This window comes from Leptospira fainei serovar Hurstbridge str. BUT 6, from assembly GCF_000306235.2.
Lineage (GTDB): Bacteria > Spirochaetota > Leptospiria > Leptospirales > Leptospiraceae > Leptospira_B > Leptospira_B fainei.
Genome location: NZ_AKWZ02000010.1, coordinates 268,917 through 285,731, shown reverse-complemented (window position 1 = coordinate 285,731; position 16,815 = coordinate 268,917). Strand labels below are relative to the sequence as shown.

16 protein-coding genes and 2 tRNA genes are annotated in these 16,815 nt (G+C 44.1%); 12 read left to right on the top strand and 6 right to left on the bottom strand.

Features of this window, described 5'->3' with window-relative positions; all coding sequences use genetic code 11:
- Positions 1-263: 263 nt before the first annotated feature.
- The gene (locus LEP1GSC058_RS10410; protein ID WP_016550356.1) at positions 264-722 is read right to left on the bottom strand and encodes a nuclear transport factor 2 family protein; all 459 of its coding nucleotides are present in this window, start codon (positions 720-722) and stop codon (positions 264-266) included.
- A gap of 155 nt (positions 723-877) precedes the next feature.
- On the opposite strand from LEP1GSC058_RS10410, the gene LEP1GSC058_RS10405 reads away from it, so the two are divergent.
- The 3 genes from LEP1GSC058_RS10405 to LEP1GSC058_RS10395 all read left to right on the top strand — a co-directional run bounded on the left by LEP1GSC058_RS10405 (position 878) and on the right by LEP1GSC058_RS10395 (position 4,568).
- Positions 878-2,485, top strand: coding sequence for a xylulokinase (locus LEP1GSC058_RS10405; protein WP_016550315.1), 1,608 nt, complete (start codon positions 878-880; stop codon positions 2,483-2,485).
- Between the two features lie 287 nt (positions 2,486-2,772).
- Positions 2,773-3,564 (top strand): alpha/beta hydrolase, encoded by a 792-nt coding sequence (locus LEP1GSC058_RS10400; protein ID WP_016549368.1) that lies wholly within the window; start codon positions 2,773-2,775, stop codon positions 3,562-3,564.
- Between the two features lie 317 nt (positions 3,565-3,881).
- The gene (locus LEP1GSC058_RS10395; protein ID WP_016550566.1) at positions 3,882-4,568 is read left to right on the top strand and encodes a TetR/AcrR family transcriptional regulator; all 687 of its coding nucleotides are present in this window, start codon (positions 3,882-3,884) and stop codon (positions 4,566-4,568) included.
- Between the two features lie 11 nt (positions 4,569-4,579).
- On the opposite strand, the gene LEP1GSC058_RS10390 is transcribed toward LEP1GSC058_RS10395, so the two are convergent.
- A complete protein-coding gene (locus LEP1GSC058_RS10390; protein WP_016549612.1) occupies positions 4,580-6,592 on the bottom strand; it encodes a 1-acyl-sn-glycerol-3-phosphate acyltransferase in 2,013 nt (670 codons plus the stop codon).
- Between the two features lie 222 nt (positions 6,593-6,814).
- Here LEP1GSC058_RS10390 and LEP1GSC058_RS10385 point away from each other — a divergent pair, with 222 nt between their 5' ends.
- The 5 genes from LEP1GSC058_RS10385 (at position 6,815) to LEP1GSC058_RS10365 (ending at position 10,370) form a co-directional block, all read left to right on the top strand.
- Positions 6,815-7,807 carry an ATP phosphoribosyltransferase regulatory subunit gene (locus LEP1GSC058_RS10385; RefSeq protein ID WP_039948285.1) on the top strand — a complete coding sequence of 331 codons (993 nt, stop codon included), beginning with the start codon at positions 6,815-6,817 and terminating at the stop codon, positions 7,805-7,807.
- Positions 7,808-7,868: 61 nt separating this feature from the next.
- Positions 7,869-9,143 carry an adenylosuccinate synthase gene (locus tag LEP1GSC058_RS10380; RefSeq protein WP_016549847.1) on the top strand — a complete coding sequence of 425 codons (1,275 nt, stop codon included), beginning with the start codon at positions 7,869-7,871 and terminating at the stop codon, positions 9,141-9,143.
- Positions 9,144-9,444: 301 nt separating this feature from the next.
- A tRNA-Lys gene (locus LEP1GSC058_RS10375) sits at positions 9,445-9,517 on the top strand.
- 22 nt (positions 9,518-9,539) lie between these two features.
- A tRNA-Glu gene (locus tag LEP1GSC058_RS10370) sits at positions 9,540-9,614 on the top strand.
- Between the two features lie 384 nt (positions 9,615-9,998).
- A complete protein-coding gene (locus LEP1GSC058_RS10365) occupies positions 9,999-10,370 on the top strand; it encodes a lipoprotein (RefSeq protein ID WP_016550065.1) in 372 nt (123 codons plus the stop codon).
- Positions 10,371-10,450: 80 nt separating this feature from the next.
- On the opposite strand, the gene LEP1GSC058_RS10360 is transcribed toward LEP1GSC058_RS10365, so the two are convergent.
- A complete protein-coding gene (locus tag LEP1GSC058_RS10360; protein ID WP_016550135.1) occupies positions 10,451-11,320 on the bottom strand; it encodes a TIGR02757 family protein in 870 nt (289 codons plus the stop codon).
- 4 nt (positions 11,321-11,324) lie between these two features.
- Positions 11,325-12,221, bottom strand: coding sequence for a hydroxymethylglutaryl-CoA lyase (locus LEP1GSC058_RS10355; protein WP_039948560.1), 897 nt, complete (start codon positions 12,219-12,221; stop codon positions 11,325-11,327).
- A gap of 53 nt (positions 12,222-12,274) precedes the next feature.
- On the opposite strand from LEP1GSC058_RS10355, the gene LEP1GSC058_RS10350 reads away from it, so the two are divergent.
- Positions 12,275-13,042, top strand: a complete 768-nt coding sequence (locus LEP1GSC058_RS10350) for an ABC transporter ATP-binding protein (RefSeq protein ID WP_016549479.1) — start codon at positions 12,275-12,277, stop codon at positions 13,040-13,042.
- 1 nt (position 13,043) lies between these two features.
- Here LEP1GSC058_RS10350 and LEP1GSC058_RS10345 read toward each other — a convergent pair whose 3' ends face one another.
- Positions 13,044-13,688: a hypothetical protein gene (locus LEP1GSC058_RS10345; protein ID WP_016549474.1), complete on the bottom strand. Its 645-nt coding sequence runs from the start codon at positions 13,686-13,688 to the stop codon at positions 13,044-13,046.
- A gap of 42 nt (positions 13,689-13,730) precedes the next feature.
- The gene (locus tag LEP1GSC058_RS10340) at positions 13,731-14,774 is read right to left on the bottom strand and encodes a tetratricopeptide repeat protein (RefSeq protein WP_016550557.1); all 1,044 of its coding nucleotides are present in this window, start codon (positions 14,772-14,774) and stop codon (positions 13,731-13,733) included.
- Here LEP1GSC058_RS10340 and LEP1GSC058_RS10335 point away from each other — a divergent pair.
- Genes LEP1GSC058_RS10335 through ccsA form a run of 3 tightly spaced genes read left to right on the top strand, consistent with a single transcriptional unit; the run spans position 14,774 to position 16,802 of the window.
- Positions 14,774-15,397 (top strand): ABC transporter ATP-binding protein, encoded by a 624-nt coding sequence (locus tag LEP1GSC058_RS10335; protein ID WP_039948284.1) that lies wholly within the window; start codon positions 14,774-14,776, stop codon positions 15,395-15,397. The genes LEP1GSC058_RS10340 and LEP1GSC058_RS10335 overlap by 1 nt on opposite strands.
- Positions 15,394-16,065, top strand: a complete 672-nt coding sequence (locus tag LEP1GSC058_RS10330) for a heme exporter protein CcmB (protein WP_016549903.1) — start codon at positions 15,394-15,396, stop codon at positions 16,063-16,065. The genes LEP1GSC058_RS10335 and LEP1GSC058_RS10330 overlap by 4 nt, the downstream gene beginning before the upstream one ends.
- Before the next feature lie 44 nt (positions 16,066-16,109).
- Complete coding sequence (ccsA, locus tag LEP1GSC058_RS10325) at positions 16,110-16,802, top strand: cytochrome c biogenesis protein CcsA (RefSeq protein ID WP_016549942.1); 693 nt, start codon at positions 16,110-16,112, stop codon at positions 16,800-16,802.
- Positions 16,803-16,815: the final 13 nt, after the last annotated feature.

Sequence of the window (16,815 nt, the reverse complement as noted above, 5' to 3'; positions counted from 1 at the left end):
ATCTTATACCGGAGTTCAATAGATCCATGGAATTCCGAACAACGATTTCTCGATTCTTGACATTATTTACGTATCTTCTTTCCTCTTCCAAGCAATTTACACTTTTGATAAGGAATCGGCCATTGCTTGTTATGGGTTGCTTCTTATTCTGATGTACGGTTCAATAAACCATTTCAGCAAAATGTAAGAGATATATAAGTGAAGTATAATTTACTTAAGGGATTACCGAAAGCTTAATCGAAAAACGAAAAAGTATCAGCCTTCTAAAACATTCCGTTTTGGTTGGCCGGAGTCGCAGAAATTTCCTCATGAACGTCCCAATGTTCCACGATCTTTCCGTCTTCGACGCGAAATATATCTACGATCGCAATTCCTTTCGTTCCCGGTTCTCGAACTGCATGTACGTGTAAGATTACGTAATCTCCATCGGTGAAAATTCTCTTAACTTCACTGTGAGAATCCGAAAATTTTTCCTTTAAGAACGTAAGAAATTTCCTAAGTCCATCTTTTCCATCGCCCGCAGTTTGGTTATGTTGAACGTATTTAGTTCCTAAAAATTTTGCAGCTTGGTTATAATCTTTTCGATTAATCGCAGCTTCATAAAATTCTAAAACGATTCGTTTATTAAACGCTTCCTTCCTGCTATCTTTTGCCATAAGAGTCCGAAAGCCGAGAAATGTGAGAGCGAAAATTGAGAGAGCTATAAGCGATTTGAGTTTCATTAAATTCTCCAGGCACGTGATACGAATTGGACTTCGTTACGCAAGGCTGCTGAAAGTTTTAATAAAAAATGATTGCCTTTCCTTCGCATACAATTCTAATATGAGTAAGTGCTCACTTACCAAATCCAAGCATGTCTAAAGGGGACCAGAAAACGATGAGGGAAGATTCCTTAGTTCATATCTTGGCTTACGATATCGGTACGACAGGTACGAAAACTTGCCTCTTTGAAATTTCCGACAAGCTCAAACTATTGCATTCTAGTTCGGCAGAATATGAATTATCCGTTCTGGAGAACGGGGGAGTGGAACAGGATGCGAACGAGTGGTGGAAAGCGATGTGTGATACGACCCGTCGCTTGTTTTCCGAGACCGGTTTTGATTCGGAAAAAATATCGGGAATCTCTTTCTGCTCTCAGATGCAGGGATTAGTTTTAGTCGACACGCAACTGAAACCGCTTCGCCCGGCTATGAGTTATATGGACCAGCGCGCTAAGGAAGAAATGCGTCTTGGGATTAAAACCGGAATTAAGATCGAGGGCTTAAATGCGTTCAAACTCCTACGTTCATTGCAGATCACCGGCGCCGTTGCGGGGAGCGTAAAAGATCCACTCTGGAAATACAAATGGGTCCAGGCCAAGGAGCCCGAACTTTTTCGGAAAGTCCATAAATGGTTGGATGTCAAAGAATATGTAATCGCTCGGAGTACCGGGAAAGCTGTGATGACGGCAGATTCTGCCTTTGCTACATTTCTATTCGATTCTCGTCCGGGCAAAGGACGTTGGCATAAAGGTCTTTGTCGTATGTTCGGAGTTAGATTCGAACATTTGCCCGAAATTGTTTCTTCCACAGATAAGGTGGGGGAGTTGCTTCCGTTAGCCGCGTCCGAGCTAGGCTTGAAGCAAGGAATTCCGGTGTTTGGAGGCGGCGGAGACGCGTCGTTGATCGGCATCGGCGCAGGGGCGGTGGAAGAAGGGGACACTCATATTTATTCGGGGACCTCCGGTTGGGTTTCTACAGTGACTCGTAAACGAAAAGTGGACATCAATTCTAGAATCGCGTCCATCGTAGGCGCTCGTCCTGAGCATTATAATTACTTTGGCGAGCAGGAAACTTCCGGCAAATGTCTGCAATGGGTGAAAGATCATTTGGCTTTGGACGAGATCGACGTTTATTTGGAAAAAAGAAATGTGACTGAAGGCGCCGATGCCGTCCACGAAAGTTTATTCGCATTTCTATTAGAATCGATCAAAGAAACGCCTGCAGGAAGCGATGGAGTTATTTTTACCCCTTGGTTGCACGGGAATCGGTGTCCGTTTGAAGACCCTTTAGCGAAAGGGATGTTCTTTAATATCGGGCTAAATACCGGAAAAAGAAAACTCATTCGGGCGGTAATTGAAGGAATCGCATTTCATAAACGATGGATTTTGGAATTGTCCGAGAAAAATATTCCTTCTTCTAAAACGATTCGATTCGTAGGAGGCGTTGCTCGTTCGTCGATCGTTTGTCAGATTCTGGCCGATATAACGGGTAGAATTATTGAAACGACTGAGCATCCTCAAAATGCCGGGGCAACGGGGGCCGCAGCAATTGCGGCGCTTGGATTAGGTAAAATTGCTTCCTTTAAAGATATTCCGAATCTAATTTCCGTAAAGGACCGTTGGTTACCTAATCCGGCCAATAAGGCCGTTTACCAGAAAAACTTTGAAGTCTTTCGAGAGTTATATAGATCGAATCAGCGGCATTTTGCTCATTTGAACGGGTAGCCCTTCCGGGCGGTAGCCGGATCGGTGGTACTCGAGCGTGCTTATCCATAATTCTCCGATTTTAGAAAGCTTTTTTTTGATGTCGCTCGTGTAGGAGTTCCAACTGTGCATGATTTCTATAGCAATTGCGTCCTCCGGATTTTTCGGATTATAAGTGCAAGAGGCACTATTGCAAATCCGAATTCGTGCAACCCTAAGCTTTTCTGCTCTTCGCCTACGCTTAGATTGACGACTTTCTTGCTTTATGAGAATCTTCTACGGCAAATTCTTTCGATACTAGGGGTATTATGAATCTTAACACAATCGTTCGTCGTCCAACTAAAAAGTCTAAGCATAGAATTCCCTTGGTATTTGTACATGGAGCTTGGCACGGCGCCTGGTGTTGGGACGAATTCTTTCTGCCCTATTTTGCCGCAAAAGGTTTCGAAGCGAACGCGTTCGATTTACGAGGTCACGGAGAAAGTGACGGTAAGAAGGGAATTCGCTTTCATCGGATTGCAAACTATGTTACGGATCTTGAGGATGTCATATCCAAACTTGCGACTCCGCCGATTCTGATCGGACATTCGATGGGCGGTCTCGTAGTTCAAAAATACCTGGAGAAGCATTCGACTCCGGGAGCCGTTCTGTTAGCTTCTGTTCCACCCACAGGAGTGTTAGCGACCACTTTGAGGATCGCCCGCAAGCATCCGCTCGTTTTTTTAAAGACGACTCTTACTTGGAGTCTGTATAACGTTGTCTCCACACCTGATCTATGTCAGGAGGCGTTTTTTTCTTCCGAGATAAAGAAGAACGCACTCCAGAAATACTTCCAAAATATGCAGGAAGAATCGTTTCTCGGTTTTTTGGACATGATGATCTTTGAATTACCGAAACCGGAACGCGTTATGACCCCCATACTGGTGTTAGGTGCCGAAAAGGATGCGATCTTTTCCCCTTCGCAAGTCATAGCCACCGGAAAATCTTACCGAACTCAGGCTGAGATTTTTCCGAATATGACCCATGATATGATGCTCGACGTCGGTTGGGAGAAGGTAGCGAACCGTATTCTCGCTTGGTTAAACGAATTAGGCGTTTAAATTTCCGATTATCTCGGTTTTTTCAAGCGAAGTAGATCTTTCGCATTACGTAGATTTATTACGAGTCGGTGCGGTCCGCACCGACTAACCCCGATTATGGTTTAACTTGTAAACTTCCGGTTGGAAAACGAAGTATTGCCATTCTTTCCGTTCTTTGATTGTGATCATTCTGCGAAAAATCCGTGTTAAACTATGACGTGCTTTTCTATTCCTCAATGGATAGAAGCAAAATACATCATTCATTGAATTCTTATTAAAAAGATTTGAACTCTCAAGCGGTCGAAAGTAAATCGTAGGAAGGAATTACTTCCAGCTGCATGAAAAGAGTAGAACAATCTAATAAGGTTAGGGCGAAAATCCTAGAGGTTTCTCGCAAACTTTTCGTTTCCGAAGGATACGAAAAGGCGACTATCCGAAGAATCATTGATGAAGCCGGTATCACTACCGGAAGTCTGTATCATTTTTTCAAAAATAAGGAAGAGATACTTTTTGCCATTGCAAGCGAAGTCTTTTCTGAAGCTTCTGAAACTGCGGAACGTTTAGCGGGGGAATTAGATGCGCCGGTCGTGTTTGCTTTAGAAATAGGACTTCAGCTTTACGTAATTCATAAGAAGAAGTCGATTGCCGAAACATATTTAGCCGCTTATCGGACTCATGGCGTATTAGAGATGATCGGTCAAAGAGGCGCCGCTAGGAACGCATTGCTATTCGGAAAATATAATCCCGATTTCGATCATGAAGAATATCTAATTAGAACGCATGCGTTTCGAGGAATGTTTCAAGCGTTGTTGGAAGAAGCATTGTATGTTGGAACGATCGATAGAAATAGAATGGTAAATACCGCGTTACGATTAGGACTTTCCACATTTGGAGTCCCTAATGAAGATATAGAGATCGCCGTGACTAAAACGTTCGAGATTTTAAAGGATAAAGCCGCCGAGATCGAAGTTCTAGCAAACGATCTCATTAACCTATTCGTAAACGGAAAAACTCCTGCGGAATAATCGGTTCGGAGTTAAACTCTAGAAAGCTTTTCTTCCATCATTTCCGCAACTTTTCGTGCGTCTTTTTTGTTGATCACGACTTCGTAGGCGGCATACATAATCGGTACTTCTTCGGGATCGATTTTCATCAAATTCGGCATCACTTTTAATCCGTAAAAGCCGTTAGACATCTTTTCAGAAGGATGTCCGTTCGCAATATCGTATCCCGTCTTTCTATCCTTAGCATCGGTTCCAAAACAAGAGAGCATAAAATCGGTCAGACCTGCCAATCCTTGGAATGTTTCGGGCTGTCCTCCCATTTGAACTCCGACCTTTACCATTTCATTGAAAAAGCGGTTCGAAAGGTGAAATAACGAATTATCCACATTTCCCCCTAACGTCTGATTAAAGTAACCCTCAACGATTCCCATTACAAGAGCATAGATCGTCTTAAGCGCTCCGCCTAATTGAACTCCTTTGTAATCCGTCGGAACGATGGCAGGCCTTGGAAAAATATAACCCGTCGTTAAAAGTTTCTGAACGCGTGGAATGAGAGTTTCATTGGCCGCAGCAATTTCAAAGCCGGAGATCTTTCTCTCCATAATTTGGTCCGGATAGGAAGCCCCGGAAATAACTCCGATTCGATCGTCCTCGATTCCCAAAGCCTGTTGAAGATCGTCCAAAATCAGGCCCGAACTTGTGAATCCCTTCACTACGTTAAAGAATGGAGCTTTATTCTTAGTAAGGTATAGTTGGAGTTCGGGATATACCGTATGAATTTCCCAAGGATTCGTTCCCTGGATAAACAAGGTTGCGTCCTTTAAAGCTTCCGGATCGGAAGTAAAGGTTAGATTCGGCGGAAGCTTGTACAAAGAATAATTCTTTAAATCTCTTCGTTCCTCATTCGATTGTGAAGTGTAAGCGGTATCCGGATGATAAACCTGCACTAGGACGTCTTTATTTGCAATAATGGTCGCTATTGCGATACCCATGCTGCTATTTCCGATAACGACGACCTTTTCCCTGGGTTCTTTCGGAATTTTGATCAGCTTGTTTTGGTCGCGGGAATCCGCGCTGTAAAGATTGCGATAAATTCCGTGCTGGTGTTTGTTCAGATTTTGGCCGACCAATAGCGCTAAATTGTCGATCAAGAATTGTTTTTTGTCTCCATGCTCCGGAAAGGGTAGATGTTCTATATTCTTCGGAAACGATTCCATTTGTTTCCTAGAAAGATCTCCTACAAGGACCGGCTTCCCTATTACCAATTTACCGGCGACCTGATTGAATAATAAACTCGTCGTGGGTAATATCTTGTCCGTCTTCTCCAAAGAAATCGGAAGTACCACTTTGTTAGCTACATAATGGTAAACCGTATCGACGAAGGGCATGAGACGACCATCCCTAGAGCGTGTTCCTTCCGGAAAGATCGCTACGATCTTTCCTTCATTCTGTAGTTTTTGAGAATTGCGGAAGGCTCTCATATTAATCTTAGTCATAAGATCGGAAAGACTAGGATTATCAGCCATGTCCCGTTTGGAGCAAACCAGAAGAGTGCCGAACATATACAAGCCGAGACGCGTAAAATCGGGTTCATACGCTAATCGGCCTGCGATAAATACCAATTGCTCCGCTACTGATCTCCCTTCCGGCGAAGCGTGGTATAACAAATGAAAGATCGCCGGAGCATCGAGGTGACTTAAATGATTTGAGATGAGAGTTAACGGATATTTGCCGATTAACGGTTTTAAGGCGGCAAGATTTTCGATTCCCTCCACCGTAAAGAATTTCATAATCGGAGAAAGAAATTCGATCATGAATTCTCGGGCTTTTTTTTCAGGTGCGGTATAAACCCCAACCTGCTCTAATGAATTCGGGTCCTTAAATACTTCCATTGCGGGCGGCATCGGAGTAATGGACGAAAGATATAAAAATTTCTGAAGGACTTTCTTCGCTTCCTCTTCACTCATTCCTGATCGTTTAAACAGATGAATATTCTCGAAGAATTCTTTCTGCCATCTGCCTAGGGATTGTTCTTTTTCGGCCATACTACGGACGCCTCTATAATTGAATTTACGGTTGATCGAGGTTTGGATCGGATTTTTCCGGAATAGATCCTGGCCTTTTATTAGTTTCCAGGGGGAGCCCTAGTTTTCCGGAGAATACTTTCTACTTCCGGAACTCGAATTGTCATTCTATTTTTTGGGAAAAACGATTTGAATTCTATCCTTGTCATCCCGAACTGTATTTTGGGGCTCCGCAAAAATAAGATGACACATAATCCTCCCGAGTTCAGCGAGAAGAAATGGATTCCGGACGGCTTTCACTTTCTTGGTCCGGACGAAAGTCTAGAAAGGCGGAAGCTTCTTGATCGGCTCGGCGCCGGATTACGTAGTTTCGGCTACTCGGAAGTTTTTTTACCTTCGTTTGATTACTCTTCTTCCTTTCTTCTTACCGTTTCCGCCGAAGATTCGAGCGCACTCTATCGCTTCAGAGATTCGGACGGAAATGAAATTTCGCCTAGTGTGGATCTGACCGTACAAGCCGTAAAGGGAATGGCCGGTTTTGCGCACCGCAAAGAAAACCAGCGCATCTTCTACCAAGGAAAAATTTTTCGGGACTACGGTCGTACAAGCGGATCTAGAAAAGAGATTCTGCAAATAGGCGCCGAAAACCTCGGCGGGTCCGGAAGTTCGGCTATTCTCAAACTTTTGGAGGAGATAGGGGAACTTTTTTCCGCTCTTTCTCTCGTCTCTCCCTTGACGATTGTTCTTGGAAACGTAAATCTCTTTCGCTCCATAGTGGAATCGGTCGGCCTTTCTTCTTTGGAGCAAAGACAGTTGTCCTTCTTGTTATACAGAAAAAATCTTCCCGAGATTCGATCTTTCTTACGCAAAAGAAAAGGCGATAAAATTCTACCTGTTTTAGAGACTCTTTGTCTTGGTTTCTCTCGGGAAAGCAAGGATCCTGTTGCTTTGTTCTCGAATTCCGATCTTCCGGCAGAATCCATCGAAATATTGACGGAAACCCGTGAGATTCTTTCTTCGATAAAAACCGTATCGAATCTTCGGTATTGCCTGGACTTTACGCTTATTCCGGATTTAGAATACTATACGGGCTTCGTGTTTCAGGGATATTTAGAAGGATATTCGGAACCGGTCGTTACGGGTGGCGCGTACGATCATCTCTATGAACTTTTTTCAGGAATACAAAAGGATGCCTGTGGCTACGCAATCAACGTGGATAGCCTAGAAAACGTGTGAAAAAACGATTGAAAACATATATTACCGCTTCAGAGCGAACGCACAATAAGGAAAGAATCCTATGCCCGCAACATTAGTAGTCGGAACCCAATGGGGTGACGAAGGCAAAGCAAAAGTAATCGATTATTTATCAAAAGATACGGATATCATCGTACGCTATCAAGGCGGAGCGAATGCCGGGCATACCGTCGTCGTCCATGGAAAAAAATACGTTTTTCATTTGGTTCCATCGGGGGTCATTTACGACCAAACGGTTTGCGTGATCGGTAACGGCGTCGTACTGGATCCTGCATTCTTCGTGGAAGAATGCGATAAATTGCAGGCGGAAGGATTTCCGGTTTATGAAAAACTTCTGCTCAGCGATTCCTGTCATTTACTTTTTCCGTTTCACGGTTTGATCGACTCGGCCCGAGAAAATAATTGCTCACCCGAGCGTAAAATCGGAACCACTAAGAAAGGAATCGGAATCTGTTACGCGGATAAGATGATGAGAATCGGTCTTCGAGTTGGAGACCTTTTGGAGGACGATTTCGAGTCCCGTTTGAAACATCTTGTAGACGAAAAGAATTATGAAATCGGAAAGTTGTACGGAATCGAAGAGATTTCCACGAAGGAAATCTTAGAATCTCTGAAGCTCTTTCTTTCGAAGGTTCGTAAGAATATTATAAATACGCCATACTACCTGGAAAATCAACTCAAGGCGGGAAAGAAAATCCTGCTGGAAGGCGCACAAGGTACCGGATTGGACGTAGACTTCGGAACCTATCCGTACGTAACGAGTTCTAATCCGACAACCGGAGGAGCCTTCATCGGATCCGGAATCGCTTTCCATCATCTGAAAAGCGTCATCGGAATCACAAAAGCTTATACCACTCGCGTGGGAGAAGGCCCTTTCCCGACGGAACTCCTCGGAGACGCGGGAGAAAAGCTTAGGACTTTAGGCGCGGAATACGGAGCTACGACGGGTCGTCCTCGCAGATGCGGCTGGTTTGATACGGAAGTTCTACGGCATGCTGTGAGAATTAACGGTCTTACTTCGATCGCATTGACGAAGATCGACGTTTTGTCGGCCTACGATAAGATTCCAGTCGCAGTCGCTTACGAAAGAAACGGCAAAAAATTGGAATGCTTTCCTTCCCAAGGACTTGAAGACGTAAAAGTCATTTATGAGGAATTTCCGGGTTGGAAGACCGATATAACCGGTATCGGAGATTTTGATCAATTACCGTCGGCCTGTAAGGATTATATTCGAACTTTGGAAAAATTGATCGGAGTTCGAATCGATTTGATTTCTACAGGACCGGATCGTAAGGATACGATCGCTTCCGGTTTTTAAAAAAGGATTCTTTCTTACTAGCGCCAGGGATGCGCAGGGCTTGTCCAACGCGGGAATTCTTACAATATTTTTCGTTATGCAATGACCGCGTTGGATGAGGACGACTGTCCGAACCCGTAGCAGCCCGGTCCCGTTGGATAACGGGAGGCGCCCAAATAAATTTATTCGGAGAGGATCGAAATTTCTTTTCCGTTCAACATTGCGATGCAAAGTTTTCGGCTCTCTAGAAAGAAGAGGAAAAAACTCCGTGAAAATCATTTGACTCTCGAGGTCCTAAAAATATCGTGTTCCGTAACGGTCCGAGTCGTTAGCTCAGCTGGTAGAGCACCTCACTTTTAATGAGGTGGTCCTGGGTTCGAATCCCAGACGACTCAGGACCAAAGACAAGTCCGAAAAGCCGCCATCGTCTAGTGGTTAGGACACCAGGTTTTCATCCTGGTAACCGGGGTTCAATTCCCCGTGGCGGTACCACTCGGTTTTCCACAATCTGCTTCCAGATCGTTCCTAACCTTACTTCCAAATTTCCGGAAAAATATCTACGTCTCGCTTAGATATTAGCATTTTATATTTTTATATTTTTATAATTTTGTAGGAGCGAGTCCTGATTCGTCTTTGCGTGCGAATTTCCGAAAAGTGCCTACGTTTTGCCGAATAAATTAGTATTTTATGTTATTATAATTTTTATGAAGCGAGCCTGAATTCATCTCTATCCCATTTGAGGGATCAGTGAAAGGTGAATAAATTGTCCCGATTCCACCGATAATACTTGACAGTGGAAAGAAATATTAATCATTTTGATTAAATTTTTTAGAGTCGTTATGAGATTCTATCGAATTAAATATTAGGGGTTTTAAGATGTCGGTAGTTCGGGTTTATATTCTACTAGTTTCATTCAATTTATGTTTCTTTTATGCTTGCATACCTCTTTCTAATTTGACCGGCGGGCCTACTGTTACGTCTAGTGACGCGACACTTCAAATCGATACTGCAATTATTGTCGGTTTAAGCGTAAACCCAAATCTAGGTAAATTACAATCTTCCTTCGGTTCACTTGCCGTTGTCCAAGGTATTTTAGGAATAAGCGCTAGCGATATGTCTACGAAATATGAAAAGAAAACCGTTGATAGCTGTGCGAATATGCTAATGCTCTATTCTTCAACAACGACTAGTATGGACGGAATCGTAGGAATAGCCGCCACTTGTAAGTTGAAGAAAGAACCTTTTTGAACGAATTTTACCAAACCTAAACGACAAAGTTCGAATAAAGATAATATAATATGGCCATTGTCTGCAAGCGGGTGCTCAATTCATTTTGCAGCATATATTCTGCATAGACTTTTGACTTCACAGGTTTCGCATAAATCGGGAATATATTTCGTTTTACACTTTCTTAGAATTCCTAACCGCGATAGGGAAAAGTCCATTCGTAACGGATCATCAGGATAAAGTTTTAGAAAGAAATTCGTGATTTCGCGGGATTTCTTGAAATCGGACGTTTTCCTGGAGCTTGCTCCGAGAATTTCGGCGAGGCGATTGATATGGGTATCTAACGGGAATACGAGTTCGTCGGGTAGAATCGTTTTATATAGTCCTAAATCGGGCGCCTCCCGTCTTACCATCCAGCGCAGATACATGCAATATCGTTTATATGCGGAGTTTTCCTTGCCGCTGCCGATCAAAAAATTAAGGCCGTATGTGCTCCATTTGCGGGTAATTCCCGATAATACTTCGCTTAACCGATATTGAAATCCGGCGATTCTCTTTTCCAGCTTTGAGTCGGTTCCTTCCGTAGGTGAAAACCAGGGTTCCAAGTAAGAGGATCCGGTTCGTTTCGTTTCTCCATAAGCAATCCGTAATCCTTCCAAAAACAATAATATATCCGATTCTTTTTGGAATCGATATGGACCTAATTTTCCTTTCCAGACGCGAGTTCCTTCGGAAAGTAGATATGATTTCGGTTTGTCTCCCATCGGCGTAAGAAGTCGGGAAAGAAAGCCGCGAATGGAAGCGACGTTTCCGTAGGCAAATAAAGCGGAAAGGATTCCTACGAATTCCCTATCTTCGGGAGACTCGTACAGATAGCAGAGAAACAGAGGATCGCTGTCCAAAAACTCGGGCCGGGTGTAAGCCTCGTAAAGTTTTTGAAAATCTCGCCGCAACCGACTTTCGGCTACCATTGTCTTAGGAGGAAGCCTTCGCTTTCGTTGCGATATAAGACCTGGATGCAAGCTTACGTTTCAACACTCCTTCCATAAACGAGGAAGCCTCGATTACTTTATCCAGATCGATTCCCGTTTGAATTCCGGATTTATGAAAGAAATATAATAGATCTTCGGTGGCTAAATTTCCGGAAGCGCCTTTTGCGTAGGGGCATCCTCCCAATCCTCCCGACGAAGAATCGAACGAGCGAATTCCCATATCGTAAGACTTTTGAACGTTCGAAATTGCCATCCCATACGTATCGTGAAAATGTCCTGCTAATTTTTCCGCAGGAATTTCCCGCAAGATAGTCTCCAATAAAGCCTGTACTTCCATAGGGACCGCAGTTCCGATCGTCTCTCCCAGAGAGATTTCGTAAGCTCCTTGGTCCAATAATATCTTAGCAACCTCTAAGACTTTTTTAGGATCGATTTTTCCCTCGTACGGACAATCTATCACGGTGGAAACATACCCTCGTACTCGAATCCCGTCTTTATTCGCTTCTCTAAAAATTTCCGAAAAGCCTTCTATGGATTCCGCGATCGTACGATTGATGTTTCGTTTCGTAAAACTTTCGGAGGCCGCGGTAAAAACTGCGACTTCTTTATAGCCGGCTTCTTTTGCGGCCTGGTATCCTTTCAAATTCGGTGTGAGAGCGCTAAAATTCGTTTTTCTGTTCAAGTTTAAGGACGCCGAAAGTTCTTTAGCGTCGAAGAGTTGCGGAATCGCTTCCTTTTTAACGAAAGAAGTGGCCTCGATATTTCTAAGACCGGACTCTTCCAATTTATGTATGAAGGTAAGTTTATCCTGGGTGGAAACGGGTAGGGATTCGTTCTGTAGCCCGTCTCTCGGACCGACTTCCGTGATTTTGATCGGCATGACTTTAAGGGATTGGTTGTAAGAATTTTGGGCAAGCATTAAACCGGTATTCAATGGAAGCAGCGGATTCGTTTCCTAATTACGCGCTGGAAGTCGAAGGCGTATCCCTTCGTTCGCCTAAAAAAACATTTCTTTGCGATATATTCTTAAGAGTCGATGCAGGGGAATTTCTCGCGATACTGGGACGATCAGGTTCGGGCAAGTCCACTCTTCTACGCGCTTTTTTGGGTCTTCCATTTCCTTCTTCTTGGTTATTAGACGGAACCGTTCGATTCTTCGGTAAAAAGAAGTCCCAGCATCCTGCAAGAACGATTCAACCGGTTTTTCAAGATCCCGTCCTGAGCTTTAATCCGGTTTGGACGATGGAGAGGAGTCTTCTGGAACCGTTACGTCTCTTCCGTGAGGAAGACGAGTATCTATCCCTGCTGCAAAAGTGGTTACCGGTACTCGGGCTAGAAGAAAAAGATCGGAATCGATTGCCCTCGTCTTTTTCAGGAGGCGAATTGCAGAGATTTGCGCTTCTTAGAGCGCTTCTCTGTCGTCCGAAAATTCTTCTACTGGACGAGGCGACTTCCGCATTGGATCCGATTTTAAATTCCGAAGTGCTTTCGGCTTTGTCGAAATTACGGAAAGACGAAGGCATGACGATTCTTTGGGTGACGCATAACGTAAGATCCGCGTCTAAATTCTGCAGTCGGATAGGGGTTATGGATGCCGGAAGGCTAGTGGAAGAAGGACCCACACGAGAAATTGCACTCAATCCCCGGGAGAATGAAACGCGACTTTTATTCGCATCTTCCCCCGGAGAAGGTCGAAAATAGTTTAGAATTCTATATCGCGCAGATTCTTTCTATCTTTCTTGTCTTTGTAGAGAGCAAGCAGCACGTCTATGCGATAGATCGAAGAGCGTAAGCTAGTTTCAAGTAGTCGTAACGCACGGATTTGATTCTCGAGGGACATTTCGTTGAGAAGAGTCTTCTCGGCTTTTTCGAAAACTTCGTGAGTCACTTCACTCTGCTTTAAGTTGGCAGGGTTAAAGACGATCTTCTTGTTCTCGAACATGACCTCGTAATAGATCCGTTTACTTTCGGAGGCAAGGGTGATGTCTTTCACCTTTCCGCCTTCAAATTGAAACATGATATACTTGAGCAAATTGCTCTCGTATCCGTCCTCAACTTGAAAGGGGATGTCCTCCGTGACGATGGTTTGACGCTTCTCATATTCCGGCTTCAGAACTACGAGTATCTCATGCTTACGTTCCAAATCTTTTAATCGTTCGCCGATCGTGGCTTCTAACCCGCCGATGATCTTGCGAAGAGATTTGGTGTATTCGCTGGTTTCGTCCTGAAATACGTCCGACTGGCTGACCTTCTGTTTTTCTTGGGCCACCAATGGAAGTACAAATAAGAGAGTCGCCAATGCGAAAAGCCTGGTTTGGTTTTTCATCGGTTCCTCCGGCTCAAGCATGCGCTATTTCCGCCCGAATGCCAAGTCTTTTTCGATCCCGACTTATTGTTCCTTTTCCGCCTCTTCGTCCAGAGCTTTTATTTCCGCGAATCGTTTCGCTAGGTCCCGGCGTCGTTCGATGATTTTTGAAGAGAACTCGGTAAAGAACGTATCGTTTGGATACTTAAGCAATTCTTCGTATTCCTTTGCAGCCGTGACATAATCGCCGATACGACTCGCGGTCTCAGCGTAGTAAAAATGAAACTTCTTATTATAGGATCGCTTGTTGCCTTGGTCGTCGTGAAGATCCGTGTTTCGAAAGATTTTATAAGCGTAATAATCCCGACCGCCCATGAGTTCCAGACGAGCCAACCCTAATTTCGCATCGGGACTATTTTGATCGATCGTCAGAGCTCTTTGTATATATATCTTTGCCCTATTTTTCAAATCCGTTTTAATATAATGTTCCGCTAACAGTATCAAGGCTTCCGTTTGAAACTGATTTCGCTCTACTGCTTTCTTGTAAAATAAGACCGCCTGGATCGGTTCGTTTAGGAGTTCGGAAAGTACTCCCATATGAATGTAAGTTCTATAATATTGTGGGACTTCCGCGGCCGCATATTCGAAGTGCAGAACCGCTTTTTGATAATTCTTCTCTATATGATAAGCTCTGCCTAGATTATAGCGAAAGGCGAAAAAAGAAGGATCGAAACGAATTCCGGCTTCCAACATTCTTATGGCGATGCCGCGTTTTTGGGGATCGGCAGTTTGCAAGAGTTGCACCGCTTCGTCGTTGAAAATTCCGCTATTTTGAATTTGATTCCCTTCGAATGAGAAAGTCCCTTTAGAGGGAGGGGGATCTCCTTTCCAATTTCGTCCTGCGGCTAAAATAAAATCCTGATCCGTGCGCAGTAAACTACCGTCTTGGTAGAATTCCGGATCTAATAAATCGTTTTCTCCCCAGAGAATTCCCGTATATTCTTTTCCCCCGATTTTGAATTGTCCCCAAAGATCCGACTGAGGGAGGAGAAATGAGAGGACGATTGCTCCGAGTAAGGAGAAATTTATGCCTTGTAAAATCGCTTTTCTGACCCAAATTGTCCCCATTGGCTGGCACACAAACAATCTCTCCCGTTCTGGTATGTTCGGGATTCTCCTATAGTATCGGACGAAAGTCCATTTTGAAGAACGTATCCTTCTCGGTTTTTCCGGGCGAAGCCCTCCTTGTGCGAGGAAGAAACGGAGCCGGAAAAACTACGCTATTACGTTCGGTTCTTCATCATGGAAAATTCGGTTCGAATTTCCGATTCGAACCGGCGATTCGTCCTAGGATTTCCTATCTAGGTCATGAGTTGGGGTTATATACAACGCTGAGTTTGGAAGAAAATTTGGAATATTTTAGCGGAATCTCCGGGACGTTTCGGGATTCTTCCGAGATCGAAACCTGGTTGAAGGAATTCCGTTTGTGGAATCGGAGAAAGGATCCGATTTCTTCTTATTCAAGAGGAATGAAGCAGAAAGCCGCGTTAGTCCGAACATTGGCTCCGATTTCCGATTTGTATTTGTTGGACGAACCTCTGACTGCCCTTGATGGAGAGGGCGCGGTCGCCGCAAAGACGCTTTTAGAATCCGTTTGCAAAGAATCGGCGATGCTAGTGGTGACTCACGATCCATTGTTTCTTTTACGAGTTCCTACCAGAATTTTGGAATTGGGAGAGTCTAGCAAATGAAAGCCTTCTTTGCTTTGGCTAAGAAGGAACTCCGTCTGATGGGGAGAGCCAGTAACGGAATTCTTTCCTTAGTCGTACTCGTTTCCGCGATCGTTTTTCTATTTCACTTCGCATTGGAACGAAACGGGAAAATGGATCGGATCACTTTGATCGGTCTAAAGTGGGCAGTGTTATTCGTAGCGTCCTTCGTACTCGTAGGACAGTTCACTTGGGAAGAACGGGAAGGAGGCGGAGGAACTGCAAGTCGTCTTTTTTTATCCCCCTGGATTCTTTTTCTTTCCAAATCTTTTTTGGTTTTTATCGCGCTCTCTAGCACGGGAATTTACCTATTAGGATTGTTCGCCCTTTTCTTTTCGGCGTTTCCTTTAGAAGTTGCGGAATTCGGAAACCAATTGATATTTTTTTTGCCGGGAATTCTCTCCCTCTCTTTTTTAGGAGTCGGACTCTCGCATATCAGTCTTTCATCGCGATTAAAGGAAATTCTATTACCTTTATTACTCGTGCCGTTTTCGATTCCGATTTTTTTGTACGGCATGGAAGCGGAACGAAAACTCGCTAGTCAACCGCTTTCGACGTTAATGGGGTCGCTCGGATTGCTTTTCGCTTTTTCCGTATTTTACGCTTCCATGGGGGCGTTGCTCGTAGAAATGACTTCGGACGACGAGTAATTCTACTTGATCCTAGAAAACCACCGAAACAAGCTTCATAGAGTATGACTGTTCGTCTCTCGAATGCGATCTGGGATTGGATTCTGACCCTCGTTTTTTTTGCGTTCTTTCCGTTTTCCGTACTTTTGGGTCTATATTACCCTTCGGTGATTTTGGATCAGGGGGTTTCTCATCGGATTTTTTATTTCCATGTTCCCGTCGCTTGGGTTGCACTTTATGGCCCGGTCATTTCCGCCTTTTGTGCAATCATGTATTTATGGAAAAAAGAGCAAATCTGGGACACTCTTTCGCTTTCCGCGAATAAGATCTCTTTGTTATTCGCCGTCGGGGTTCTTTTTTCAGGACCGATCTGGGCATATAGCGCTTGGGGAACTCCCTGGGACTTTACGGACGCTCGGTTGCAATCCTTCTTTGTTCTAGTCTTAAGCTTAGTCGCGTATTTCCTCTTGAGAGGACTCGTCTTGGATTCTTCAAAAAAATATGTTTTTTCCTCGTTTCTGAGTTTAATCTGTACTGCGAACGCTATTATGACCTGGGGCGCAATCCGCTGGGTGGAAAATCCCGGCAATCACCCGGAATCCGTTCTCGGCAAAGGGGGGATGGACCCGGATATGAGGGCGGCATTTTGGTCGGGAGTTCTCGGATATCACCTTCTTTTTCTCGTATTGTATCGACTTGTTTATAGACTGGATAAATCTTTTGCAATCAGAGAGGAGCTCCCTCTCGATGAGGAATAGCGCCTCGGATGCT

What these genes read in the sequence shown, in the direction of transcription:
- LEP1GSC058_RS10400 (WP_016549368.1), top strand. Translation starts at nt 2,773, where the DNA reads ATGAATCTTAACACAATCGTTCGTCGTCCAACTAAAAAGTCTAAGCAT.
- LEP1GSC058_RS10360 (WP_016550135.1), bottom strand. Translation starts at nt 11,320, where the DNA reads ATGGTAGCCGAAAGTCGGTTGCGGCGAGATTTTCAAAAACTTTACGAG.
- LEP1GSC058_RS10405 (WP_016550315.1), top strand. Translation starts at nt 878, where the DNA reads ATGAGGGAAGATTCCTTAGTTCATATCTTGGCTTACGATATCGGTACG.
- LEP1GSC058_RS10390 (WP_016549612.1), bottom strand. Translation starts at nt 6,592, where the DNA reads ATGGCCGAAAAAGAACAATCCCTAGGCAGATGGCAGAAAGAATTCTTC.
- LEP1GSC058_RS10355 (WP_039948560.1), bottom strand. Translation starts at nt 12,221, where the DNA reads ATGCCGATCAAAATCACGGAAGTCGGTCCGAGAGACGGGCTACAGAAC.
- LEP1GSC058_RS10340 (WP_016550557.1), bottom strand. Translation starts at nt 14,774, where the DNA reads ATGGGGACAATTTGGGTCAGAAAAGCGATTTTACAAGGCATAAATTTC.
- LEP1GSC058_RS10380 (WP_016549847.1), top strand. Translation starts at nt 7,869, where the DNA reads ATGCCCGCAACATTAGTAGTCGGAACCCAATGGGGTGACGAAGGCAAA.
- LEP1GSC058_RS10330 (WP_016549903.1), top strand. Translation starts at nt 15,394, where the DNA reads ATGAAAGCCTTCTTTGCTTTGGCTAAGAAGGAACTCCGTCTGATGGGG.
- LEP1GSC058_RS10350 (WP_016549479.1), top strand. Translation starts at nt 12,275, where the DNA reads ATGGAAGCAGCGGATTCGTTTCCTAATTACGCGCTGGAAGTCGAAGGC.
- LEP1GSC058_RS10385 (WP_039948285.1), top strand. Translation starts at nt 6,815, where the DNA reads ATGACACATAATCCTCCCGAGTTCAGCGAGAAGAAATGGATTCCGGAC.
- LEP1GSC058_RS10345 (WP_016549474.1), bottom strand. Translation starts at nt 13,688, where the DNA reads ATGCTTGAGCCGGAGGAACCGATGAAAAACCAAACCAGGCTTTTCGCA.
- LEP1GSC058_RS10365 (WP_016550065.1), top strand. Translation starts at nt 9,999, where the DNA reads ATGTCGGTAGTTCGGGTTTATATTCTACTAGTTTCATTCAATTTATGT.
- LEP1GSC058_RS10395 (WP_016550566.1), top strand. Translation starts at nt 3,882, where the DNA reads ATGAAAAGAGTAGAACAATCTAATAAGGTTAGGGCGAAAATCCTAGAG.
- LEP1GSC058_RS10410 (WP_016550356.1), bottom strand. Translation starts at nt 722, where the DNA reads ATGAAACTCAAATCGCTTATAGCTCTCTCAATTTTCGCTCTCACATTT.
- ccsA (WP_016549942.1), top strand. Translation starts at nt 16,110, where the DNA reads ATGACTGTTCGTCTCTCGAATGCGATCTGGGATTGGATTCTGACCCTC.